The sequence below is a fragment of the Paraburkholderia sp. GAS348 genome (genome assembly GCF_050434205.1).
Classification (GTDB): Bacteria; Pseudomonadota; Gammaproteobacteria; order Burkholderiales; family Burkholderiaceae; genus Paraburkholderia.
Genome location: NZ_JBNPVT010000008.1, coordinates 109,902 through 133,958 on the forward strand (window position 1 = coordinate 109,902; position 24,057 = coordinate 133,958).

The 24,057-nt window shown below is 63.2% G+C and carries 21 protein-coding genes and 2 pseudogenes; 15 read left to right on the forward strand and 8 right to left on the reverse strand.

Translation table 11 applies throughout. The features are described from left to right. Positions 1–312: 312 nt before the first annotated feature. Both P3T22_RS16095 and P3T22_RS16100 read left to right on the forward strand, forming a co-directional pair. Positions 313–867 (forward strand): annotated as a pseudogene (locus tag P3T22_RS16095) (biotin synthase BioB); the annotation flags it as partial. Positions 868–923: 56 nt separating this feature from the next. Continuing rightward, positions 924–1,067 (forward strand): hypothetical protein, encoded by a 144-nt coding sequence (locus P3T22_RS16100; RefSeq protein WP_429325444.1) that lies wholly within the window; start codon positions 924–926, stop codon positions 1,065–1,067. A gap of 127 nt (positions 1,068–1,194) precedes the next feature. Here the strand turns inward: P3T22_RS16100 and P3T22_RS16105 are convergent. Next, positions 1,195–1,375 (reverse strand): annotated as a pseudogene (locus P3T22_RS16105) (alpha/beta hydrolase); the annotation flags it as partial. A 243-nt stretch (positions 1,376–1,618) separates the two neighbouring features. Here P3T22_RS16105 and P3T22_RS16110 point away from each other — a divergent pair. The 6 genes from P3T22_RS16110 (at position 1,619) to P3T22_RS16135 (ending at position 5,858) form a co-directional block, all read left to right on the forward strand. Then, on the forward strand, positions 1,619–2,560 hold the full coding sequence (locus P3T22_RS16110) for a 2-hydroxyacid dehydrogenase (RefSeq protein ID WP_429325445.1): 942 nt from the start codon (positions 1,619–1,621) through the stop codon (positions 2,558–2,560). Between the two features lie 152 nt (positions 2,561–2,712). After that, entirely contained in the window at positions 2,713–3,639 is a 927-nt protein-coding gene (locus P3T22_RS16115; protein WP_429325446.1) for a hydroxymethylglutaryl-CoA lyase, read from the forward strand. 30 nt (positions 3,640–3,669) lie between these two features. Then, positions 3,670–4,191, forward strand: a complete 522-nt coding sequence (locus P3T22_RS16120) for a YbaK/EbsC family protein (protein WP_063494565.1) — start codon at positions 3,670–3,672, stop codon at positions 4,189–4,191. Positions 4,192–4,195: 4 nt separating this feature from the next. After that, a complete protein-coding gene (locus tag P3T22_RS16125; protein ID WP_063494564.1) occupies positions 4,196–4,423 on the forward strand; it encodes a DUF1289 domain-containing protein in 228 nt (75 codons plus the stop codon). After that, on the forward strand, positions 4,420–4,941 hold the full coding sequence (locus P3T22_RS16130) for a MaoC family dehydratase (protein ID WP_063494563.1): 522 nt from the start codon (positions 4,420–4,422) through the stop codon (positions 4,939–4,941). Before P3T22_RS16125 ends, P3T22_RS16130 begins: the two co-directional genes overlap by 4 nt. Then, positions 4,938–5,858, forward strand: a complete 921-nt coding sequence (locus P3T22_RS16135) for an MBL fold metallo-hydrolase (protein ID WP_429325447.1) — start codon at positions 4,938–4,940, stop codon at positions 5,856–5,858. The genes P3T22_RS16130 and P3T22_RS16135 overlap by 4 nt, the downstream gene beginning before the upstream one ends. A 461-nt stretch (positions 5,859–6,319) precedes the next feature. Here P3T22_RS16135 and P3T22_RS16140 read toward each other — a convergent pair whose 3' ends face one another. Next, a complete protein-coding gene (locus tag P3T22_RS16140) occupies positions 6,320–7,219 on the reverse strand; it encodes a DMT family transporter (protein WP_429325448.1) in 900 nt (299 codons plus the stop codon). Positions 7,220–7,333: 114 nt separating this feature from the next. Between P3T22_RS16140 and P3T22_RS16145 the strand changes: the two genes are divergently transcribed. Next, positions 7,334–7,474: a hypothetical protein gene (locus P3T22_RS16145; RefSeq protein WP_429325449.1), complete on the forward strand. Its 141-nt coding sequence runs from the start codon at positions 7,334–7,336 to the stop codon at positions 7,472–7,474. Positions 7,475–7,518: 44 nt separating this feature from the next. Here P3T22_RS16145 and P3T22_RS16150 read toward each other — a convergent pair whose 3' ends face one another. Continuing rightward, positions 7,519–8,409 carry an alpha/beta fold hydrolase gene (locus P3T22_RS16150; RefSeq protein ID WP_429325450.1) on the reverse strand — a complete coding sequence of 297 codons (891 nt, stop codon included), beginning with the start codon at positions 8,407–8,409 and terminating at the stop codon, positions 7,519–7,521. Positions 8,410–8,721: 312 nt separating this feature from the next. Here P3T22_RS16150 and P3T22_RS16155 point away from each other — a divergent pair, with 312 nt between their 5' ends. Then, entirely contained in the window at positions 8,722–9,681 is a 960-nt protein-coding gene (locus tag P3T22_RS16155) for an NAD(P)H-dependent flavin oxidoreductase (protein WP_063494559.1), read from the forward strand. 7 nt (positions 9,682–9,688) lie between these two features. On the opposite strand, the gene P3T22_RS16160 is transcribed toward P3T22_RS16155, so the two are convergent. The 5 genes from P3T22_RS16160 to P3T22_RS16180 form a co-directional block, all read right to left on the reverse strand. Continuing rightward, positions 9,689–13,300 (reverse strand): methylmalonyl-CoA mutase family protein, encoded by a 3,612-nt coding sequence (locus P3T22_RS16160; protein ID WP_429325451.1) that lies wholly within the window; start codon positions 13,298–13,300, stop codon positions 9,689–9,691. Between the two features lie 119 nt (positions 13,301–13,419). Continuing rightward, entirely contained in the window at positions 13,420–14,358 is a 939-nt protein-coding gene (locus P3T22_RS16165; protein WP_063494557.1) for a LysR family transcriptional regulator, read from the reverse strand. Positions 14,359–14,615: 257 nt separating this feature from the next. Further along, positions 14,616–15,704 carry a porin gene (locus P3T22_RS16170; RefSeq protein ID WP_063494556.1) on the reverse strand — a complete coding sequence of 363 codons (1,089 nt, stop codon included), beginning with the start codon at positions 15,702–15,704 and terminating at the stop codon, positions 14,616–14,618. Between the two features lie 554 nt (positions 15,705–16,258). Further along, positions 16,259–16,915 carry a hypothetical protein gene (locus P3T22_RS16175; protein WP_429325452.1) on the reverse strand — a complete coding sequence of 219 codons (657 nt, stop codon included), beginning with the start codon at positions 16,913–16,915 and terminating at the stop codon, positions 16,259–16,261. 89 nt (positions 16,916–17,004) lie between these two features. After that, complete coding sequence (locus P3T22_RS16180) at positions 17,005–17,364, reverse strand: hypothetical protein (protein ID WP_148662073.1); 360 nt, start codon at positions 17,362–17,364, stop codon at positions 17,005–17,007. On the opposite strand from P3T22_RS16180, the gene P3T22_RS16185 reads away from it, so the two are divergent. The 5 genes from P3T22_RS16185 (at position 17,363) to P3T22_RS16205 (ending at position 23,932) form a co-directional block, all read left to right on the forward strand. Further along, positions 17,363–18,391: a bile acid:sodium symporter family protein gene (locus tag P3T22_RS16185; protein ID WP_429325453.1), complete on the forward strand. Its 1,029-nt coding sequence runs from the start codon at positions 17,363–17,365 to the stop codon at positions 18,389–18,391. The two genes, P3T22_RS16180 and P3T22_RS16185, sit on opposite strands and share 2 nt — an antisense overlap. A 277-nt stretch (positions 18,392–18,668) precedes the next feature. After that, a complete protein-coding gene (locus P3T22_RS16190; protein ID WP_063494553.1) occupies positions 18,669–20,522 on the forward strand; it encodes an EAL domain-containing protein in 1,854 nt (617 codons plus the stop codon). A gap of 229 nt (positions 20,523–20,751) precedes the next feature. Further along, positions 20,752–21,738 carry a LacI family DNA-binding transcriptional regulator gene (locus tag P3T22_RS16195; protein WP_429325454.1) on the forward strand — a complete coding sequence of 329 codons (987 nt, stop codon included), beginning with the start codon at positions 20,752–20,754 and terminating at the stop codon, positions 21,736–21,738. Beyond that, on the forward strand, positions 21,735–23,009 hold the full coding sequence (locus P3T22_RS16200) for an AGE family epimerase/isomerase (RefSeq protein ID WP_429325455.1): 1,275 nt from the start codon (positions 21,735–21,737) through the stop codon (positions 23,007–23,009). Before P3T22_RS16195 ends, P3T22_RS16200 begins: the two co-directional genes overlap by 4 nt. 5 nt (positions 23,010–23,014) lie before the next feature. Further along, a complete protein-coding gene (locus P3T22_RS16205; protein WP_429325456.1) occupies positions 23,015–23,932 on the forward strand; it encodes a carbohydrate kinase family protein in 918 nt (305 codons plus the stop codon). Positions 23,933–24,057: the final 125 nt, after the last annotated feature.

Sequence of the window (24,057 nt, forward strand, 5' to 3'; positions counted from 1 at the left end):
GTTCAGTCGACTATCGGATCGAAAAAATTCGCTATCGGCGAAGTGCTCTGGATGACCCACAAGCTGCTCTCGAACATTCACGTCTTTTCTCCGTCGTCGTAACAGAAAATCCCTTCTCCTTGCACCACCACGCCAAACAGAACATCCACGAAAACCTTAAGCACGTGCAGCGACAGGTAAAATGGATGCTTGACGTACAGCGACGTCATAAAGAAAGCCCAACAAAGGTTTGATTGATCATCAGATAAAATAGAAACATCCAATACCAGGGGAAGCGACAGGATAGATTTCAGACTTATCCGATATCTATGAATCAATTTTTATGAATCCAACCACGCCGCAGGAGACGCCAAGCCGGTGGCCAAATGGCGCGTCGCCGACATCGTCGCGTTGTACGAACTGCCGTTCAACGACCTGATGTTCCGCGCGCAGCAAACCCACCGCGAACACTTCGACGCGAACACGGTGCAACTGTCGACGCTGCTGTCGATCAAGACCGGCGGCTGTGAAGAAGATTGCGCGTACTGTCCGCAGTCGGTGCATCACGACACGGGCCTGCAGGCCGACAAGCTGATGCCGGTCGATGAAGTATTGGCCGCCGCCAAGGTCGCCAAGGAAAACGGCGCGACGCGCTTCTGCATGGGCGCGGCGTGGCGCAATCCGAAGGACCGCCACCTCGAGCCGATCAAGGACATGATCCGCGGCGTGAAGGCGATGGGCCTCGAAACCTGCGTGACGCTCGGCATGCTGGAAACGCATCAGGCGCAAGGTCTGCGCGAAGCGGGCCTCGATTAATACAACCACAACCTCGATACGTCGCCGGAGTTCTACGGCCAGATCATTTCGACGCGCACGTATCAGGACCGGCGCCAGCGAGGAAACACAGCGCCTGCAACGCAAACTCGATTTTCTACGGCGACCAGTTGCTGACCACCAGTAATCCGCAAGCCGAAGCGGACCGCAAGCTGCTCGAACGCCTCGGCATTCGCGCGGAAGCGGCGCAGCAGATGCCGCTGGATCAGAGCGGCTGCGAGCATGGCTGTGATAAGCACGCCGCGCCGAACTAAAGAGCCAGGCGTACCAAGCGCGCGTGATAAAACACGCGCTCAATTGGGCGCTCGGCCATCCGTCTGGTCACGCGATCACTTGCCCGGCGCTCGACGCCCAAGCGCCGGGTGAAGCACTCAAACCCACTCAAACGAACGCATGCTGCGCGACCCTCGAACGCCTCCTCGCGAAAGCGCAGCGGCGCCGCGCAATGCACCAACGTGTCGATGAAATACCCGGCACGCGGCCAAGGGCCGAATCCCGCCGCGGTGTTGATGTGTCCCGCATCGCCAAGATTGACGAACGCGCTGCCGAAACGCTGCGCGAGCAAATCGTGCAGCGACTTCGCCCAGACTGCGACGTCCGGGGCGACCCAGAGGCCGGCCAAGCCAAAACCGCATGCCCGTGCGCAAACGCGCGCGATTCGCCTCGAAAAAGTAGAATGAAGCCTGTCCATAAAAGGAGGAGGCACCATGCCGCAAGCGTCGTCTGAAGCGCCGCAGGCGTTGCAGCCGTTCTACCGGGCCTTTCCCGCCATCGGACCCGACAACGCACGCGCCTTCCGGACCGTATGAAAATCCTCTTCTACATGCCGCATGCCGACGCCGCCGCGTGGCTTCACGGCTTCGCCCGCGCGCTGCCGGAAGCCGAACTGCGCGAATGGCAGACCGGCGACATCGACCCTGCCGATTTCGCGGTCGTGTGGCGCCCGCCGCGTGAGATGCTGGCCGGCCGCGACAATCTGCGCGCGATCTTCAATCTCGGCGCGGGCGTCGATGCGATCCTCGCGCTCGAACACGAGCACCCCGGTACGTTGCCGCGCAACGCGCAGTTGATCCGGCTCGAAGACACCGGCATGGCCTCGCAGATGGCCGAATATGTGACGCATGCCGTGCTGCGCTACCTGCGCCGTTTCGACGAATACCAGACGCTGCAAAACGAACGCCGCTGGGAAGTGCTCGATCCGCACCCACGCGAGACCTTCACGGTTGGCGTGCTCGGCCTCGGCGTACTCGGCGCGCAGGTCGCGCAAACGGTCGCGTCGTTCGGCATGCCGGTGCGCGGCTATAGCCGCAATGCGCGGCAAATCGACGGCATCACGGCCTTCGCCGGTGAAGCGCAGTTCGATGCATTTCTCGACGGCGTGAAGGTGCTGGTGAATCTGCTGCCGCATACGCCGGATACGGGCGACGTGTTGAACCAGCGCACCTTCGCGAAGCTCGCGAAGGGTGCGTATCTGATCAACGTCGCACGCGGCGGGCATCTGGTCGAACAGGACCTGCTCGAAGCGCTCGCAAGCGGCCAGCTCGCCGCCGCGACGCTGGACGTGTTCCGCGAAGAGCCGTTGCCGCCCGATCATCTGTTCTGGAGGGAGCCGCGCATCACAATTACGCCGCACATGTCCGCGCTCACCTTGCGCGAAGAGAGCGTCGCGCAGGTCGCACGAAAAATGGCGGCGCTGATGCGCGGCGAAACCGTGAGCGGCGTGGTCGATATTGAGCGCGGATACTGAACGTGGATACTGAACACACCTATCGCGTGCGGATTTTGAACGCCACCGGATCCAACCGAACAACTGAAGAAGCGCCGCCACGCGCGGGCTCATTGCATGGGACCGGAGTAACGCGCTAAAGCGCAAACTCCGGTCAACACAGGAGACACATCATGGCCTTGCCCCAACACGTCAAAATCGTCGAAGTCGGTCCGCGTGACGGACTGCAGAACGAGAAAGAATTCGTCCCCACCGCGATCAAGATCGAGTTGATCAACCGCTTGTCGGCGGCGGGTTTCCGTAATGTCGAAGCGGCCTCGTTCGTCTCGCCGAAATGGGTGCCGCAAATGGCCGACGGCGCCGACGTGATGGCCGGCATCGAGCGCCGGGCGGGTACGATCTACTCGGTGCTGACGCCGAACCTGCGCGGTTTCGAAGGCGCGCTCGCCGCGCGCGCGGACGAGATCGTGATCTTCGGCGCCGCCAGCGAAGCGTTCTCGCAGAAGAACATCAACTGCAGCATCGCGGAAAGCATCGATCGATTCGCGCCGGTCGCGCAGGCGGCGAAGGATCATGGCGTGCGAATTCGCGGCAGCGTGTCGTGTGCGCTCGGTTGTCCGTATCAAGGCGAAGTGCCGGTGGCATCGGTGGTCGATGTGGTCGAACGTTTCGCGGCGCTTGGCTGCGACGAGATCGATATCGCCGATACGATCGGCGTCGGCACGCCGAAGCGCACGCGCGAAGTGTTCGAAGCGGTCACGAAAGTGTTCCCGCGTGAACGTCTGTCGGGACACTTCCACGACACCTACGGCCAGGCGCTCGCGAACATCTACGCCGCGTTGCATGAAGGCATCGAGATCTATCACGCTTCAGTGTCAGGTCTCGGCGGCTGCCCGTATGCAAAGGGCGCAACCGGCAATGTCGCGACCGAAGACGTGCTGTATCTGATGAACGGTCTCGGCATCGAAACCGGTATCGACCTCGCGCAAGTCGTCGCGATTGGCGATTTCATTTCGACGTCGATCGGCAAGCCGAACGTCTCGCGCGCCGGCAAGGCACTGCTCGCCAAAGCGCGCAGCGAACAAGCCAGCTGCGTTTGACGCCTGCTCATCCTTGAGGACCCTGAAACAATGACGGACCAAGTTTCTCTCGAATCCGACGATCTCGCCGCGTTGCCTGACTCGGCGCGCCGCGTCGCGCAGTTGTTGCGTGAACGCGGCCACGCGGGCCGGATCGTAATGCTGCCGGAAACCGGCAAGACTTCCGCCGAAGCCGCCGCCGGCCTCGGCTGTTCGGTTGCTCAGATCGCCAAGTCGATCCTGTTTCGCCGCCGCGAAGACGACGCACCGGTACTGGTGATCGCGAGCGGCGCAAATCGCGTCGACGAAAAGAAGGTCGCGGCGCAAGTCGGCGAGATCGGCCGTGCGGATGCGAAGTTCGTCCGCGAGAAAACCGGTTATGCGATCGGCGGCGTGTGCCCGATCGGCCACGCCACGGATCCGGTCACGCTGATCGATGCCGATCTGCTGGAACTCGACAGCCTGTGGGCCGCCGCGGGTCATCCGCATGCAGTGTTCAATCTGACGGCGCAAGAGCTGATTGCGCTGACGGGCGCCCCGGTGATCGACGTGGCGCTGCGCGAGACGGCGTGAAGCGATGACAGCGGACATCGATAACGAAGACGACGAGGCCGCCGTGCCGTCACCGTGCATCAGCGTGTGCAGGATGGACGCCTCGACCGGTTGGTGCGAAGGCTGCTTGCGCACCATCGACGAAATCGCCGGCTGGTCATTATTCGACGACGACGCGAAGCGCGCGGTCTGGGACGCGATCGAGGAACGTCACGCGGAGTTCATGGCAAAGCAGGCAAAGGGACAGCGATGAACGCCGCGCCGCGCATCGTGACGGTCGGCGAGACGTTCAGCTCGACGCTCGAACTATCGGCGGAATCGGTGAAATCGTTCGCCACGCTCGTCAACGACTTCAATCCGCTGCATCACGACGACGCCTATGCCGCGCAAAGCCGCTTCGGCGGTTTGATCGCGTCCGGCACGCAACCCACCGCGTATTTCATGGCGCTGCTGGCCACGCATTTCTCGACCTACGCGCAACCGCTTGGGCTCGAGTTCGACATCAAGCTGAAGAAAGCCGTCCACGCGAACGATACGCTGACGATCACCTGGCGCGTACGCGACGCTTACTGGAAGCCGAGTCTGAACGGCGATCTGGCGCATCTCGAGGGAAGCGTGGTGAATCAGCGCGGCGACACCATGTTGATCGGTACGTCGACAATTCTCGTGATGCCGAAACCTGAAGCATTAGCGAATTCGGGCGCGGACATAAACTCGGATACAAGCGTGGATACAAGCGCGGGCACGAATCCGGGCACAAGCGCACCATGATCACGCTACCGGAATCGATCCGAGTCTTCGAACGCGGCTGGCTTTCGTCGAACAACGTGCTGCTGGTCGACGACACGTGTGCCGCGCTCGTCGATACCGGTTACGCGACGCACGCGCCGCAAACCGTCGCACTGGTAAAGCAAACGCTCGGCGCGCGCCCGCTCGATCTGATCGTCAATACCCATCTGCATTCGGATCACTGCGGCGGCAACGCGCTCTTGCAGTCGACGTGGCCGTGCCGTACCGCGATTCCCGCATCCGAAGCCGACTCGGTGCGCAGCTGGGACGAAACCCGTCTGACGTTTCGCGCCACCGGCCAGACCTGCGAGCGTTTCACCTTCACCGAGACGATCACACCTGGCGCGCAGCTGCGGCTCGGCGCGCTCGACTGGCAAGTGCTCGGCGCACCGGGGCACGATCCGCATTCGTTGATGCTGTATTGCGCGGACGAACGCGTCCTGATCAGCGCGGACGCGCTGTGGGAAAACGGCTTTGGCGTGATCTTTCCCGAGCTGGAAGGCGAAAGCGGTTTCGCCGAGGAACAGGCGGTCCTCGAAGCCATCGCGAAGCTCGACGTCCGGCTCGTGATTCCCGGCCACGGCTCACCCTTTACGGATGTCGAGCAGGCGCTTGAACGAGCGTTTTCACGCGTTGCGTGGTTACGCGCCGATCCGGCGCGAAATGCGAAAAATGCGCTGAAGGTGTTGATCGTGTTCAAGCTGCTCGAAGTTCGCGCGATGAGCTTCGACACCTTGCTGCGGATGCTCGACGATGCCGCCGTGATGCGCGCCGCCGCAACAATGCTCAAGCCACGGGGCGAATGGTCCACGTTGGTGCACACGATCGTTGAGGAACTGGCTGCCAGGAACGGGCCATTGGAAATAGATGGCGAGCGCATCGTCGCGCGCAAGGGTTGATGCGCGCGGGGCAGGTGGTCGGGTGGTCGGGTGGTCGGGTGGTCGGGCGGTCGGGCGGTCGGGCGGTCGGGCGGTCGGGCGGTCGGGCGGTCGGGCGGTCGGGCGGTCGGGCGGTCGGGCGGTCGGCAGGTTGTAAGCGGTAAGCCGCGTAGGACACGCAAAACACCAAAACCGTCGCCACAAAAAGAAAGCCGCTCGACCATCAAGGCGAGCGGCGGAAATTCTGTCGGACGTGATCAGCGTCGCTATGAATGATACGCGCGCCGGTTTTTCGACCGCATCAGTGATTTCCCTACAGAAGCATGACGCCGCCTTTTAAACCCGCATACAGACCATGCTACGAGGCCTCGTAGCCGTGCGAATTGAATATTATTGATCCGTCTATATAAACAATGTAGCGCGCCGGTTGCTCCGGAATCCGTACTAATACAGTCCGATTCATCGGCATGGCAAGCATCACATCAGGTCGAGGACAGACGTTTCTGCGGCACGATCCGCCAGCCGAGATTCACGCCGGCCGCCGCGAGCAGGATCAGCACCGCACCGAGCACCTGAATCCACGCGAGCGTCTGCCCGAACGCGACCCGGTCGACAATGATCGCCACCACCGGATAGATGAACGACAACGCCCCTGTCATCGAGGTCGGCAGCTTCTGGATCGCGCCGTACAGCAGCACATACATGAGCCCCGTATTGATCACCCCGAGCACGATCAATTCAAGCCACTGCACGCCGCTAGTCGGCAGCGCATCGAAGCGCACGAACGGCGCCAGCATCACGACGCCGAGCGACACCTGGATCAACGCAATCAGATGCGGGGGCGTGCCCTTCAGCCGCTTCGTGATGATCGACGAGACCGCATACATCGCCGCCGCGCCCACGGCATAGGCGACACCGACCAGATACTGGCCCGGCACCGCCAACACCGCCGGCTCGACCTTCACCACGAACACAAGGCCGACAAACGCGACCGCCAGCCAGGCGAGCGTCGAGGCGCTGATGCGCTCGCGAAACACCAGTGCGCCGAGCGCCACCAGCATGAACGGCTGCGTGTTGTAGACGGCGGTTGCCATCGAGATCGAAGCCCGTGAATAGGCCGCGAACAGCAACACCCAGTTGATGACGATCGCCGCACCGCCGAGCAGCGCGAGGCCGAGCATCTTCCACGAAAAGAGTTTGCGCCTGAACAGGCCGAGCACGGCGCACACGAGCGCCAGCGTCGCGCCGCCGAAGATGCAGCGAAAGAACACCACATTGAACGGGCTCTGCTGCGACGACACCACCAGCCAGCCGATGCTGCCGGACATCAGCATGGCCATGGTCATTTCAGCCGCGCCGCGGCGAATCTCATTTGACGCCATGATTCGATCCTTGAATTGATTCCTGCATGAGAAGCAGTGTAATTAATCCAACCGCCCGAATACATGGCTAAACTTAAGTCTTCCTGCGAAGGAGCCTAATATTTGAAGGCCATCATGACCAAACGCCTTGCTGCCGCCACGCCCGCCGCACTCGATGAAACCGACCGCGCGCCGCTTGCCGCCGCTAGGCTAGGCGAAACGCTCGACCGCGCAGCCTCGTCACCTCGTCACCGCAGCCTCGTCACCTCGCGCTGAGCGGCCAGCGACCGGAGGCCGCCATTGCGCATGAACAAAGCCGCTTACTGTTCGACCGCTTCGAAAAACGACAGCATTTCCGTGACCAGTTCCTCCGGCGCCTCTTCAGGAATGTAGTGCCCGCACGGCAATGAACGCCCGCTCACGTCCCGCGCGACGTGACGCCATTCCGCCAGCGCGTCGAAGCACTTCTCGATCACCCCCTTGTCGCCCCACAGCACACGCAGCGGACAGCCGAGCTTGTGGCCGCGCTCGATGTCGGCACGGTCGTGTTCGAGGTCGATGCTCGCCGACGCCCGGTAGTCCTCGCACATCGCATGCACGGCGCCGGGTTGCGCCAGCGCGCTGCGGTAAGCGTCGAGCGCTTCGGGCGTGAACGGCGCGAGGCCCGCATGGCGGCTCCCCATCACCGCATCGACATACGCAGCCGGGTTCGCGCCGATCAGCGTCTCCGGCAGCGGCTCCGGCTGGATCAGGAAGAACCAGTGGAAGTAATGGGTTGCGAAGGCGCGGTCGGTGGCTTCGTACATCGCGAGCGTCGGCGCGATATCAAGCAGCATCAAGCGCTCGACGGCATCGGCATGATCGAGCGCCATCCGGTGCGCAACCCGGGCGCCGCGATCATGTGCGCACACCAGGAATCGTTCGAAGCCGAAGTGGCGCATCATGGCTACCTGATCGGCCGCCATCGCGCGTTTGGAATATGGCGTGTGGCCGGCGTCGCTCGGCGGTTTGCCCGAGGCGCCGTAGCCGCGCAAGTCGGTGGCGATGACGGTGAAGTGCTCCGCCAATTGCGCTGCGCACCGCCGCCAGATCAGATGCGACTGCGGGTGACCGTGCAGCAGCAGAAGGGGCGGCCCTGCCCCGCCCTTCACTCCGAAAATATCAACGTCGCCCACGGCGACGCGAAAGGGCGTGAAATCCTCGAAGGCCATAGCGGGTCTCTTGTCGTTTGGGAGTCAACGCATTGTAGGAGCGCAATGTGTCGACGCGGGGTGGGATAGCCCACGCAAGCATAGAAACTGAACACTCCTTCCAACTGTTCCTAACGGGCACGGCGCGGCAGCTTCGCCTATAATCGAACGACCGTTCATAAAATTTCCGGGCGGTCATGGCAAATACGGGGCGAGATCGTGACGTCAGCATGACACCGGTCAGCCTCGACGCATCACAGGCCATGTGCCGCTAAACTCACTATCGCCGGGCGCTCTACACCGCACCGGTCCGTTCATCAGGAGACTCGCACCATGGCATTGCCCGCCGTCCTGCAAAAACTCGCGCTGCCCGTTGTCGCTTCGCCGATGTTCATCGTCAGCTATCCCGAACTCGTGTTGGCTCAATGTAAGGCCGGCATCGTCGGCTCGTTCCCCGCGTTGAATGCTCGCCCGGCCGAACTGCTCGACGAATGGCTCACGCAGATTCAGGCCCAGCTCGCCGAGCACAAGGCAGCTAACCCCGACGCGATCATCGGCCCGATCGCCGTCAACCAGATCGTCCATCAGTCGAATACCCGGCTCGAGCACGACGTGCGTGTGTGCGTCGAACACAAGGTGCCGATCTTCATCACCAGCCTGCGCGCACCGGCGCGTGAGATCGTCGACGCGGTGCACAGCTACGGCGGCATCGTGCTGCACGACGTGATCAACCTTCGGCATGCGCAGAAGGCGCTGGAAGCGGGCGTCGATGGGCTGATCCTGGTGGCGTCGGGCGCCGGCGGCCATGCAGGCACGACCTCGCCGTTCGCGCTGGTCGGCGAAGTGCGGCGCCTGTTCGACGGCCCGATCGTGCTGTCCGGCTCGATCGCCAACGGCGGCTCGATTCTCGCCGCCCAGGCAATGGGCGCGGATCTCGCCTACATGGGCACGCGTTTCATCGCGACCAAAGAAGCACACGCGGTCGACAGCTATAAGCAGGCGATCGTCAATTCCACGGCGTCGGACATCATCTACACGAACCTGTTCACCGGCGTGCACGGCAACTACATCCGCGAAAGTATCGTGAACGCGGGGCTGGACCCGGACGCACTGCCGGAATCGGACAAGACCGCGATGAACTTCGCCAGCGACAAGGCGAAGGCGTGGAAGGACATCTGGGGCGCAGGCCAAGGCGTCGGCCTGATGGACGATGTGCCGAGCGTGGGTGAGCTGGTCCGGCGTCTGACGCAGGAATATGACGACGCGAAAGCGCGGCTGGGCATCGCGCGGTAAGCGGGCCTCACATATTGCGGCGGTACTGCCCGCCCACTTCAAACAACGCGTGCGTGATCTGCCCAAGCGAGCAGACGCGCACGACGTCCATCAGCACCGCGAACACGTTGTCATCGTCGATCACCGCGCGCTTCAAGCGCTCAAGCGCCGCGGGCGCGTCATCACGATGCCGCGCCTGAAAATCGCGCAGACGCTTCAACTGGCTCTGTTTTTCTTCGTCGGTGGAGCGGGCCAGCGCGATCGGCTGCGGCGCTTCGTGCGGATGCGCGCTCAAAAACGTATTCACGCCGACGATCGGATACGAGCCGTCGTGCTTGCGATGCTCGTACAGCATCGACTCGTCCTGAATGCGCCCGCGCTGATAACCCGTTTCCATCGCGCCTAGCACGCCGCCGCGCTCGGTGAGCCGATCGAATTCCGCCAGCACCGCTTCTTCCACCAGATCGGTCAGTTCCTCGATCACGAAGCTGCCCTGATTTGGATTCTGATTTTTCGCCAAGCCCCATTCGCGGTTGATGATCAACTGGATCGCGACCGCACGGCGCACCGAATCCTCGGTGGGCGTGGTGATCGCTTCGTCGAATGCATTGGTGTGCAGCGAATTGCAGTTGTCGTAGATCGCGATTAGCGCCTGCAGTGTGGTGCGGATATCGTTGAAGTCGATTTCCTGCGCGTGCAGGCTGCGACCCGAGGTCTGCACGTGATACTTGAGCTTCTGGCTGCGTTCGTTCGCGCCGTAGCGCTCGCGCATGGCAATGGCCCAGATGCGCCGCGCGACACGGCCGAGCACCGTGTACTCCGGGTCCATGCCGTTCGAAAAGAAGAACGACAGATTCGGCGCGAAATCGTCGATCGACATGCCGCGCGCGAGATAGGCTTCGACATAAGTGAAGCCGTTCGCGAGCGTGTAGGCGAGCTGCGAGATCGGATTCGCGCCCGCCTCGGCGATGTGATAGCCGGAGATCGACACCGAATAGAAATTACGCACGCCGTGATCGACAAAGTACGCCTGAATATCACCCATCACTTTCAGGCTGAACTCGGTCGAAAAAATGCACGTGTTCTGGCCTTGGTCTTCCTTCAGGATGTCGGCTTGTACCGTGCCGCGCACGTTTTCCAACGCTGTGCGGCGAGCGGTGGCGAGTTCTTCGCCGGTGGGCTTGCGTCCTTCCTGTTGCAGCCTTTCGTTTAGACGCGCGATCTGCTGATCGATCGCGACGTTGAAGAACATGGCGAGAATCGTCGGCGCCGGGCCGTTGATCGTCATCGACACCGACGTCTCAGGTGCGCACAGATCGAAGCCGTCGTAGAGCGTTTTCATGTCGTCGAGCGTCGCGACGGAGACGCCCGAGTTACCCACCTTGCCGTAGATGTCGGGGCGCTCGTGCGGCTCTTCGCCGTAGAGCGTGACCGAATCGAACGCCGTCGAAAGACGTTTGGCCGGCATGCCCTCGGAGAGCAATTTGAAACGGCGGTTGGTGCGGAACGGATCGCCTTCGCCAGCGAACATCCGTGTCGGGTCTTCGTTTTCGCGGCGGAACGGAAACACGCCTGCGGTGAACGGAAAGTAGCCAGGGAGATTGTCGAGCATCAGCCAGTGCAGGATTTCACCATGGTCAGCGAATTTCGGCAGCGCGACTTTGCGGACCTTGGATCCGGATAGTGTCGTGACGGTGAGTGCGGTATGAATTTCGCGGCCACGAATACGGACGATGTGTTCGTCGCCGGAATAGGCGCTCACCGTTTGCGGCCAGGCTTCGAGGAGTCTGCGTTCGCGCTCGCCGAGGGCGGCGGTGCGTTGGGCGATGAGTGTGTCGAGTTCGGTGTGGAGGTGAATCGCTGCCGCTGCACCTGTAGTTGTTGCGGCGCTCGCGCCCGGACCTGTTCTCGTGCCTGTGCCTGTTCTCGTGCCTGTGCCTGTGCCTGTGCCTGTGCCTGTGCCTGTGCCTGTGCCTGTGCCTGTGCCTGTGCCTGCATCAGCTTCGCCGAGCATCCGCCGCGCTTCAGTGAGGTGCCAGCGTTCACGTGCCACACTGGCTTGCGCGTCGGCACGCTCGCGGTACGCGTGGACGGTCTGTGCGACATCCGCCAGATAGCGCACGCGCGCGGGCGGCACAATGGCATTGCGGCCGCTCGAAAAGCGCAGGTCGTCGAGCCTGGGCAGACGGCCGCCGCCTGAACGCAGGCCGTGCGTGCGCAGCGCCCCGGCTACGTGCTGATAAAGCGCGGTCACGCCGTCGTCGTTAAAGCGCGAGGCGATTGTGCCGAACACCGGCATCGCGTCGGGCGCCTTCGCGAAGTCGCCGCGATTGCGCTGCACCTGCTTGGCGACATCGCGCAACGCGTCCGGCGCGCCTTTACGGTCGAACTTGTTGATCGCGACGAAGCTGGCAAAGTCGAGCATGTCGATCTTCTCCAACTGGCTCGCCGCGCCAAACTCCGGCGTCATCACATACAGCGATTCGTCGACGAACGGCACGATCGCCGCATTGCCCTGCCCGATCCCGGACGTCTCGACGATGATCAGATCGAAGCCGGCGGCCTTGCACAGCGTGAGCACGTCGGACAACGAATCGGTGATTTCACCCGACGCTTCACGTGTCGCCATCGAGCGCATGTAGACGCGCGCGCCGCCGCCCCAATCGCCGATTGCGTTCATGCGGATGCGGTCGCCGAGCAGCGCGCCGCCGGATTTGCGGCGCGACGGGTCGATAGCCAGCACGGCAATGGTGAGGGCGTCGCCATAATCGAGGCGAAAGCGGCGGATCAGTTCGTCGGTGAGTGAGGATTTGCCGGCGCCGCCGGTGCCGGTGATGCCGAGGACGGGAATCTCGGTCGCCTCAGCGAGGACCGCTAGTATTTCCGGTTCGGCCGATTTGACGCGGCCCGCTTCATACGCGCTGATCAGTTGGGCCAGGCGGCGGAAAGTGAAGGCTGCAGGGTCTGGCTGCTCGGCGGTGTCGTCGATCTGGCTGGCGTAGAGGGCTCCGCCCGCTTGCCGTGCCGTGCCGGAAAGATCGCGCGCGTTGGCGTGATCGTCGGCACGCGCCTCGACATCCGACTCTGCACGCGGCTCGAAACGCGGCAGCCCACACGCCGACAAATCGGCCACCCACTCGCCAACCGGACTTTCCCGTACGGCTGCAGCGGCGCGCGCCACTTCAGCGCAGCGCGCAATCATGTCGTCGATCATGCCTTGCAGGCCGAGCCGCTGGCCGTCATGCGGCGAATAGATCTTCTCGACGCCGTACCGTTCGAGTTCGGCAATTTCTTCGGGGACGATCACACCGCCGCCGCCGCCGAACACCTTGATGCGCTCGCCGCCGCGCGCGCGCAGCAGGTCGACGAGATAGCGGAAGTACTCGTTGTGGCCACCCTGGTAGCTCGACACGGCGACGCCGTCGGCGTCTTCTTGCAGCGCGGCGGTGGCGACTTCATCGACGGAGCGGTTGTGGCCGAGGTGGATCACCTCCACGCCGCTCGCTTGCAGAATGCGCCGCATGATGTTGATCGACGCGTCGTGGCCATCGAACAAGGCGGCGGCGGTGACGAAGCGCAGGCGCCGACCCGCGGGCAGCTTGTGGCCGCCGGCGCGCTGCGGCGTGGACAGATCGGTCATGTCTCCCCCAGATCGTTACGCGTATGGGTGCTTCCAACCAGTATAGCGAAACGAGTGCTGGCGCCTGCTCGGCCTGCTCAACATGCTTGCGCACCGGCTGGCGCGGTCGCGCAACACACCTATCGCGCCGCCAGCGCCTTGATCTGTTCCAGCGAAGGCCATAGCGATTCGTTCGCAAACCGGTCGGCCAGGAAGTCGACAAACGAACGCACCTTGGCCGACAGATGCCGACGGCTCGCGTAGACCACGTGGATGGGTAACTCGCGCGGCGGCACCTCGTCCACCAGCAGCGGCACCAGGCGCCCCGCCGCCAGATCGTCGCCGATCACCTCGGTGCCGAGCATCGCGATGCCCGCGCCTTGCAGCACGATCACGCGCTGCGCCTCCAGATGGTTGACGATCAGATTGCCGGACAGACGCACGCGCGGCGAGGCATCGCCGGTCGCGGGAACGATTTCGAGCGCGGACACGCCCGCATACTGCAGATAGTTGTGGCGCGCCAGATCGGCGACGGTCTTCGGCGTGCCGTGCCGGCGCAGATAAGCCGGCGACGCGCATAGCACCAGATGAGCGGTCGCAATCTGCCGGGCGATCAGCGAAGACGACTTCAGTCCGCTCGGCGAAGCCCGGATTGCAACGTCGAACCCTTCGTCGATCAGTTCGACCACGCGGTCGGACAGGGTCATGTCGACGGTGACCTGCGGATACTGCGCGGCGTAGTCGGCCACTGCGGCCATCACGTGGCTCAAGCCGAACGCCGACAACGACGACACCCGCAAACGCCCTTGCGGCACGACGCTCGCCGCGCCGACCACCTGCTCGGCTTCTTCGAGCTCGGTGAGCACCTGGCTCAGGCGCTCGTAGTATTCGCGGCCCGCCTCGGTCGGCGCGACACGGCGCGTGGTGCGGTTCAGCAAACGCGCGCCGAGCTGCTGTTCGAGGTGCATCACATGCTTGCTCGCCATCGCCGCCGACATCTCCATCCGTTCGGCCGCGCCGACAAAGCTACCGACTTCGACTACATGGCGGAACACTTTCATGCTGACGAGGGTATCCATCTCAATCGCTCGCTTCAGGAATCAATCGACGCCATTTTGCCGGGTTTATCAAAAACTGGGCGGCAAATCAGGCAGAAGCGGACACCGAAAGCGGACGCAAGAAACGGCAAAGCCCACCTTCCGGGGAAGGTGGGCTTTGCAGATGTTGCCGTGTACGGCAGCCTTGGCAGTGGCTGTGGCGGCGCGTTCACGTTGACCGCTACGCGGCAGTGACCCGGCACCTGTTCGCAGGCGCCGACCGCCATACCCCCAGACGCCTAGAACTTCGCGCGCAGGCCGACGCCGTACGTATTGCCGCTCGACTGGCTGGTGATCTTGTCGTACATATAAGCCGCGTAGATATCCGTGCGCTTGGACAGCGGATAGTCATAGCCGAGCGCAGCCGTCTGACGGGTCTGGTCGAGGCCGCCACCGTCGCGCGAATAGGCGTACGACGCCATCACCGTGCCCGGGCCGGCCGGTACCGACACGCCGCCCTGCGCCGTATTCACGTGCCAGCTCGAAATGGTCTGCTGGTTATACGTGTACATGTACTGCCCAAAGAACTTCACGAACTTCAGGTCGTACGAGACGCCGGCTTGCGCCACGCTCTGGCTCTTCAGGCCCGGAACGCCCGACGTATTGAAGCTGCCGAGGTCGCCCGGCACGTTGTTGAAGTTCACGTACTGGTACACCGCGGTCGCCGCGAACGGGCCGTGGAAGTACAGCACCTGGCCGCTCCACTTCTTCGCGCCGTTTTCGCCCGCCGTGTTGCCGAGCGCGTACATCGCCGTCGCGGACAGGCCGTTGAAATTCGGCGACGAGTACGACACCGCGTTGTTCCAGCCCGAGTCGCCGGTCACGCCCTGATCGGTGTTGTAGGTCGGGAACGTGCCGAGGCCGAGGTACACGTGGGCCACCATCGGCGAGAACACATACGAGTCGATGAACGGGTTGAACAGAATCGTCGACACGAACAGCGGCGTGGTCAAACGGCCTGCCGTCACCGTGCCGTACGGCGACTCGATACCAACGTACGCGTTGCGCGAGAACATCGTGTCGCCCTTGAAGCGGCCGTACTCGCCGTTCTGCGCGAGGAAGAAGCCTTCCAGCGCAAAGATCGCCTTGTAGCCGTTGCCCAGATCCTCCGCCCCCTTCAAGCCCCAGTACGACGTCGACATGCCGCCGCCGGACACCTGCACTGCCGTCTTGCCGCCCGGGAATTTCTGCGCGCCAACCCATTCGTCGACCTGACCGTAGAGTTGTACGCTCGATTGCGCAAAAGCAGACGATGCACTGGCCAGCAGAGCGGCACACGCGGTTGCCTTGAGGGTGGTCTTCAGCGCACTGCTGATGCTTGTTTTCATGGGTTCTCCTGTCTTTGTCAAAAGGGGTGCGGCTGTGCGAAAGGGGGAACTCGCGCGAACCGTTGTTGTTGTCCGTTCGATCATCGAGCCAATCTGGGCGGGACCATCTTTGCGGACCATTTTTATGGACAAAAATATCTTGGCTTATTGCGGGTATAGCGGTCTGATTAGTTTTGCCACTTATCGGCCGGATAGAGGCATGGCCGTGTGTGTCGTCACCGCATCGCCGCGGACCTCGCGGTTGGGCGCAAAACGTTACTGACAGTGCGCCCGACTGGGAGATAACGGCTCAGACGACGTGCGGAAGACGCGCCGCGGCAAGACCGACCAAATTTGACGACGAGAGGTGGTGTGCTGCCGAGTGTTTTCAAAAAAGTGTGGTGTCGAAACGTCACATTGACAGGGGCGTTCTGGACGGCAGCGACGCGCCATGCCGCAGCAAACCGGTTTGAAAGCCGGAAAGGCGGATTTGGCGAAGCGTGGGGAGGGAAATTCGGTGAGACGAGGAGCGGCGCGGGATCGCATTTGGCGCGAGCCCGATTGCCGCGCTGCCGCTAGTTACGGTACGGCGAACCTTCCGGCTGACGCGGGTCGTCCCCTTGGCGCTGCATGGCACGCGAGGCGCCGCGCTCTTCGTTGTAGCGGGCGACATCGGCACGAATCGAGCCGGCGCGAACCGGTGCGTTGGGCGGCGGCCGGGGCACCGCGCGCGATTCGGCGCTGACCGGGGTGATAGCGCCGGCGTACTGCATGCTGCCGCGGCCATCGTTAGCATATCCGGCCTGTCCGGCGACACGGTGCATGCCGGGGGTGTAGCCGCCAAAGCCGTTGGCGTAGCTGCCGACGGCGAAGTTCACGCCGCCATGCGGCAAGCGTGCGTTGCTGTCGGCCATGTTGTTGCGAGCCGGTCTTACATTGGCCGCGCCGTAGCGATAGCCGCCGTTGCGCGCCTCGCCGCGCATGGCGCGGCCCGCAGCGGCATGCGAGTAACCGCCGCCACCGCCGCCGTGCGGTATGCCCAGCTCTTTTGCGTAGGCGAACGAGCACAACGCAGCGATAACCGCGCCCACTGCCCAGTGCTTCGTTCTCGACAACCCGTCCACCCAGTAACTCACATGCCCGAAGACCTGCCTGAAGCCCACCGTTCGAGCTGCGATGGACTTGTTCTGGGATCGGCGCGAGCGCTGCGTATCTGTCGCGGCGCGGGGCATCCCGATGGCCTTTGAGCGTAATTTATGGGTGCCGGCAAAGGGTGTCGAGCCAAAAAGTGTTAGGCCTCGACCGCTGTTGTAACACCTTGTTACTGCGACGTTTTTCCGAGACAGTGTCCTTGCGCGAAAGCCTTGAAACAGCTTGGTTCGACGGCATTATCGAGATTGGCCGAGGGTGCTTGCATATGACGAATCCCACGCGGATTTTTCGCCGGATTGTCAAAAGGGCAGTAGACCAAACAAATACGGTCGCCAATACTGGAACTGACCGTGGACATCGGCTGAAGCTCAGCCGATGCAGCAATTTGATGCGCGAGGCTCATTAATCGATTCGGCAAATGAATTTGCATTTTCAATCGGTTTTCAATAACAATAGGCGTTTTCCATAGCCTCAGGCGGGCGTATTCGCGCGCCGTGCTTTCCGCATCACCGAATCGAGATTCCGCCATGGCCCGCCCGAAACTGCTCCCCGACAATTTCACCTTGTGCCTCGTGAGCACCGTGATCCTTGCCAGCTTTCTGCCGGTTCACGGGCAGGCCGCTGCCGGGTTCAACTGGGTGACAAACGTTGCAGTCGGCCTGCTGTTTTTCCTGCACGGCGCCAAGCTCTCACGCGAAGCGATTATTGCGGGCGCGACGCACTGGCGCCTGCATCTGGTAGTGCTGCTCAGCACGTTCGCGCTGTTTCCGCTGCTCGGCCTCGCGCTTAAGCCGCTCCTTTCGCCACTTGTCACGCCGGCGCTCTACGCGGGGGTCCTCTTCCTCTGCACGCTGCCGTCGACGGTTCAATCGTCGATCGCGTTCACGTCCATTGCCAAAGGCAACGTGCCGGCCGCCGTATGCAGCGCGTCGGCCTCGAGCCTGCTGGGCATCTTCATCACGCCCGCACTCGTCAGCCTCGTCGTCACCAGTCAGGCTGCGAGCGGGGGCGCCTCGCCGTGGCATACGGTGGGTAACATCGTTCTGCAATTGCTGGTGCCGTTCGTGGCCGGGCAGTTGCTGCGCCCGCTGATCGGCAAGTGGATCGAGCACAACCGTGGCGTACTGAAGTTCGTCGATCAGGGCTCGATCCTGCTGGTGGTGTACGGCGCGTTCAGCGAGGCCGTCAACGAGGGCCTGTGGCACCAGATCCCGTTGTCCGCGCTCGGCGGCCTGGTGTTGATCAGCGTGGTGCTGCTCGCGCTCGCGCTGGCCGCTACGATCCTGGTCAGCAAGCGGCTTGGATTCAACCGCGCCGACCAGATCACGATCATTTTCTGCGGTTCGAAGAAAAGCCTCGCTGCCGGCGTGCCGATGGCCAAGGTGATTTTCGCCTCGCATGCGGTGGGTGCCGTGGTCTTGCCGCTGATGCTGTTCCACCAGATCCAGCTGATGGTGTGCGCCGCGCTCGCGCAGCGCTGGGGGGCTCGCGACACCAGCGGCGAAACCCGCGCTGCCTCGCGCGAGCGGCCCGCCGCCGCCGTCGCGCGCCGTTGAATACGCGCGCAATGCAAACAGGACATTCATAAGCGCCCTCCCTGAGCGTCATTTGAAGAAAGCCGCCTTGTGCGGCTTTTTTGTTATTTCACGCTCAAACGCCGCCGCTGTCGCCTCAGCCGGATGGCATAGGCAAAGTCCTGGCCGTGGCAAGGCCAGCCGGCAGCGGGCCCAAGACCAAGACGCACCATTTTTGTGCAACGCTTCACTAAAAATTCACTTAATTTCAAGCAGAATGGGACGATAAGACGAATGTCGATCGCTACGCCTAACTGCCATGCAACCTCGTTCGCCCTCCCGATCCGCTACGCCGCGCATCGAGGAATTGATCGCCCGGCGTGCCTTGTCCGCCGTATTCCAGCCGATCATCGATTTCGACGACGGCGCGATCCTCGGTTACGAAGGTCTGATCCGTGGCCCGGCCGGCACGCCGCTCGAAGCGCCGTTCGCCCTGTTTTCGCAGGCACTCGCCGAGGGCTGCGCGCTTGAGCTCGAGCAGGCCGCCGCGCGCACTTGCATCAATGCGTTCACGAAGCTCGATTTCGACGGCAAGCTGTTTCTCAATTTCAGCGCGGGGGCGATCCGTCAACTAGCCGAAGCACGCGACGACGCACTCGCGCTGCTGCACCGCCGCGACATCGACCCGCAACGGATCGTGATCGAGCTGACCGAGCAAAGCACGATTGCGGATATCGCCAGTTTCCTGCCGGTGATTTCGGCATTGCGCACGGCCGGCGCGCAATTCGCGCTCGACGACTACGGCACCGCGAACGCCAGCATGAATCTTTGGGTGCGCCTGCAACCGGACATCGTGAAGATCGACCGCTTCTTTATCCACGGCATCTCCAGCGATTCGCTCAAGTTCGAAGCCGTGCGCGCCATGCAGCACTTCGCCAACGCGAGCGGCGCGAAGCTGGTGGCCGAAGGCATCGAGGACGAAGCGGATCTGATCGTGGTGCGCGATATGGGGATCGGCTGCGGGCAGGGCTATTTCTTCGGCAGGCCGCATGCCCAGCCGGCCCGCAGGGTCACCGACGACGCCCGCGCCGCACTGCGCGCCGGCCACATTGCCGTGTTCCCGGAGACCACGCGCACGGTGAGCAGCGCATCGCCATCGGGCGGCATGGCGTCGGCGAAGATGATGGTGCATGCGCCCGCGCTGCCGCGCCATGCCACTAACAACGACGTGCTCGACCTGTTCAACCGCATGCCCGATTTGCACGCGGTGGCGGTGGTCGAGCACGGCGACCCGGTCGCGCTGATCAATCGCCGCAGTTTCATGGACCGCTACGCGCTGCCTTACCACCGCGAACTGTTCGGCAAGCGGCTGTGCCTGCAGTTTGCGAACGCATCGCCGGTGATCATCGAGCAATCGATGACCGTCGAACAAATGGCCAAACTGCTTGCAAGCGACGACCAGCGCTATCTCGCCGACGGCTTCGTCATCACCGACAACAACGGCAAATACGCCGGTCTCGGCACCGGCGAGAATCTGGTGCGCGCGGTGACCGAAGTGCGCATCGAAGCCGCGCGCTACGCGAACCCGCTGACCTTTCTGCCGGGCAACATCCCGATCAGTTCGCACATCGCCCGCCTGCTGGGGAACGACGCGGGCTTCTACGCCTGTTACGTCGATCTGAACCACTTCAAGCCCTTCAACGATCAGTACGGCTACTGGCAGGGCGACGAAGTCCTGAAATTCGCCGCCGCCGTGCTCGCCGACGTCTGCGACCCGACCCGCGATTTCCTTGGTCACGTCGGCGGCGACGACTTCCTGATCCTGTTCCAGAGTGAGGACTGGCAGGACCGCGCGCTGCGCGCGATTCACCTGTTCAACGAAGGCGCGCAGCGCTTCTATGCGCCCGCCGACCGGCTGGCCGGCGGCATCCATGGTGAAGACCGGCGCGGCAATCCGACCTTCTTCGGCTTTGTGACAATGGCGATCGGCTGCGTGCACGTCGAGTCGGACGGTGGTCCGTCCTTTTACAGCAGCGAGGAAATTGCCTCCGTCGCAGCGCTGGCGAAGCGGCGTGCGAAGCACGAAACAAGCGGGTTCGTGCTGATCGATGCGGATGAGAGCGTGGCGCTGCTACGCGGACAGGCCGACATGTCGGCTAAGCCGTTCGACTGAATGCACCGGCGCGCCAACGCCAACGCCAACGCCAACGCCAACGCCAACGCCAACGCCAACGCCTTGTTTAGCATATTTTACTAAACAACATAAACCAGGCCAGCGTCACTGCCTACGGGTATTTCCGGGTACCGATCACTTGTTCACGAGGCGGTTTCGGTCGCGGTTTACTATACAATCGCCCGAACCCAAACACCGCGCGGCCGCCCTCCTGCGGCCGCTTCATTCGATGGCCACAACCATCCGCGACGTCGCCCGCGCTGCCAGCGTGTCGATCGGCACCGTCTCACGCGCATTGAAGAATCAACCAGGCCTGTCCGAGGCCACCCGCGAACGCGTCGTCGAAGCGGCGCGGCAGCTCGGCTATGACGCGGCCCAACTGCGTCCGCGCATCCGCCGCCTCACTTTCCTGTTGCACCGCCAGCACAACAACTTCGCCGTGAGCCCGTTCTTTTCGCACGTGCTGCACGGCGTGGAAGACGCGTGCCGCGAACGCGGCATTGTCCCGTCAGTGCTGACCGCCGGTCCGACCGAAGACGTGATCCAGCAGATGCGCCTGCATGCGCCGGACGCGGTGGCGATCGCCGGTTTCGTCGAGCCTGAAACGCTGACCACGCTGGTGGCGATGCAACGCCCGCTTGTGCTGATCGACCTGTGGGCGCCCGGCCTGCGCTCGGTGAATCTCGACAACGCCACAGGCGCCACGCTCGCCATGCGGCATCTGTTCGACCAGCAGCGCAAGCGCGTCGCGTTCATCGGCGGCTCGCTCGCGCACTTCAGCATCGCCCAGCGCGCGCTCGGTTACCGGCGCGCGTTTTTCGAAGCGGGGCTGTTGTTCGACCCATCGCTGGAGGTCACGATCGACGCCGGCCTCGATCCCGACAGCGGCGCGGCGCGCGCCATGCATCATTTGCTCGATGCGCCCGGCCCGCGGCCCGATGCCGTCTTCGCCTACAACGACGCCGCCGCGCTCGCCGCGCTGCGCGCGTGCCTCGTGCGCGGCATCCGCGTGCCCGAAGACATCGCGATCATCGGTTTCGACGACATTCCCGCCGCCGCTCATTCCACGCCGCCGCTGTCGACTATTTCGGTCGACAAGGAAGCGCTCGGCCGGCGCGGCGTCGAGCTGCTGCTTGAAGACGCACCCGCCGAACTCGCAGTCCGCTTGCCCGTCCATCTCATTGCCCGTGCCAGTACTTTGGTAAAAACGCCATGACGCAATCCGATCCGCTTCCCCCCGTCAACGGCGCCGCCGCGGTGCCGCCCGTCGAAAGCTTCCGCAGCCGCGACTTCCTGCTCTCGCATGTGCAAGACACGCTGCGCTTTTACGCGCCGAACGTGCTGGATCCGAGCGGCGGCTTCTTCCATTTTTTCCGCGACGACGGCTCCGTCTACAACAAGACGACGCGGCATCTGGTGAGCACGTGCCGCTACGTCTTCAACTACGCGATGGCGTATCGCCAGTTCGGCGACCCGCAGCATCTCGAGTACGCGCGCCACGGTTTGCGCTTCCTGCGCGAAGCGCATTGGGACGCCGAGCACGAAGGCTACGACTGGGAACTCGAATGGCGCGACGGCAAGAGACGCACGCTCGACGCAACGCGCCACTGCTACGGTCTCGCATTCGTGCTGCTCGCGTATGCGCATGCGGCGATGGCCGGCATCGAGGAAGCGAGGCCAATGATCGGCGCAACCTTCGAGTTGATGGAACACCGCTTCTGGGATGCGGCCGCAGGTCTCTATGCCGACGACGCAACACCCGACTGGCGCGTCAGTTCGTACCGCGGCCAGAACGCGAACATGCACACCACCGAGGCGTTGCTGGCCGCGCACGAGGCGACCGGGCACCTCGTCTATCTCGATCGCGCGGAACGGGTGGCGTCGAACATCACGCTGCGTCAGGCGAAGCTCTCGCAGGGTCTCGTGTGGGAACACTTCCACGCGGACTGGTCGGTCGACTGGCATTACAACGAGGAAGACAGCTCGAACATTTTCCGTCCGTGGGGCTTCCAGCCTGGGCACCAGACCGAGTGGGCCAAGCTGCTGCTGATTCTGGAGCGCTATCGCCCGTTGCCGTGGTTGCTGCCGCGCGCCATCGAGCTATTCGACGCCGCGATGACCCATGCATGGGACGAGGATCACGGCGGCCTCTATTACGGCTTCGGCCCGGACGGCACCGTATGCGACCACGACAAGTATTTCTGGGTTCAGGCAGAGACGTTCGCGACCGCGGCGCTGCTTGGCCAGCGCACCGGCAACGAGCGTTTCTGGGACTGGTACGACGAGATCTGGCGCTACAGCTGGGCGCATTTCGTCGATCATAAATATGGCGCGTGGTACCGCATCCTCACATGCGACAACCGTAAGTACAGCGACGAAAAGAGTCCCGCCGGCAAGACCGACTATCACACGATGGGCGCGTGCTATGAGGTGCTGGCGCACGCGCTGCCTGACGGCGCGGCCGCTGCGTCCGAATCCGCGGAGTAAGCAAAATGAACAGCTTGAGCGCGAACACCGAATTCCCCTTTTTCGTCTCCGCCGGCGACATCCTCACCGATCTCGTGCGGACCGGCGCTTCGCAATGGCTCTCACGTCCGGGCGGCGCCGGCTGGAACGTCGCGCGCTGCGTGGCGCGGCTCGGTTTGCCGACGGCGTGCGCCGGGTCGCTGGGCGTCGATAACTTCTCCGACGATCTGTGGAACGCGAGCGTGGCCGCGGGGCTCGACATGCGCTTCATGCAGCGTGTGGAGCGGCCGCCTCTGCTGGCAATCGTTCATCAGACCCATCCGCCTGCGTACTTTTTCATGGGCGAGAACGGCGCCGATCTGGCGTTCGATCCGGCTCGTTTGCCGGCCGGCTGGATCGGGCAGGTGAAGTGGGCGCATTTTGGTTGCATCAGCCTCGTGCGTCAGCCGCTGGGCGACACGCTTGCCGCGTTGGCAGCCGAGTTGCGCTCGCGCGGCGTGAAGATCAGTTTCGATCCGAATTACCGGAACCTGATGGAGCGCGGTTACGAGCCCACGTTGCGAAAAATGGCGGCGCTGGCCGATCTGATCAAGGTGTCGGACGAGGATTTGCGGATGCTCTTCAAGACAGACGACGAAGCCGGCGCACTTGCGCAGTTGCGGGCCATGAATCCTGCCGCCACCGTGCTGGTGACGCGCGGACCGGAGACGTCCATGTTGATCGACGGCGCCATGGTGATGGAGGCCCGGCCGCCTCGGGTCGAAGTTGTCGATACCGTTGGCGCCGGAGATGCTTCCATCGGCGGCCTGCTGTTCAGCCTGATGACCGCACCGCAGCGGGCATGGCCGGAGCACCTTGCCTTTGCTTTGGCCGCCGGCGCCGCGGCTTGCCGCCACGCCGGCGCGCATGCGCCTTCTTTGGATGAGGTTGTGGCGCTGCTGTAGTTTTTTTGCCTTATGCGGCGCGTATTGTCTTAGCCATCGGTCGTAGACATCGAGCGCCGCGCAGGCGAAAAACCGAACCTCGATCATCGTGCTAGGATGAAAAACCCAACCCTTTGGAAGAAGGA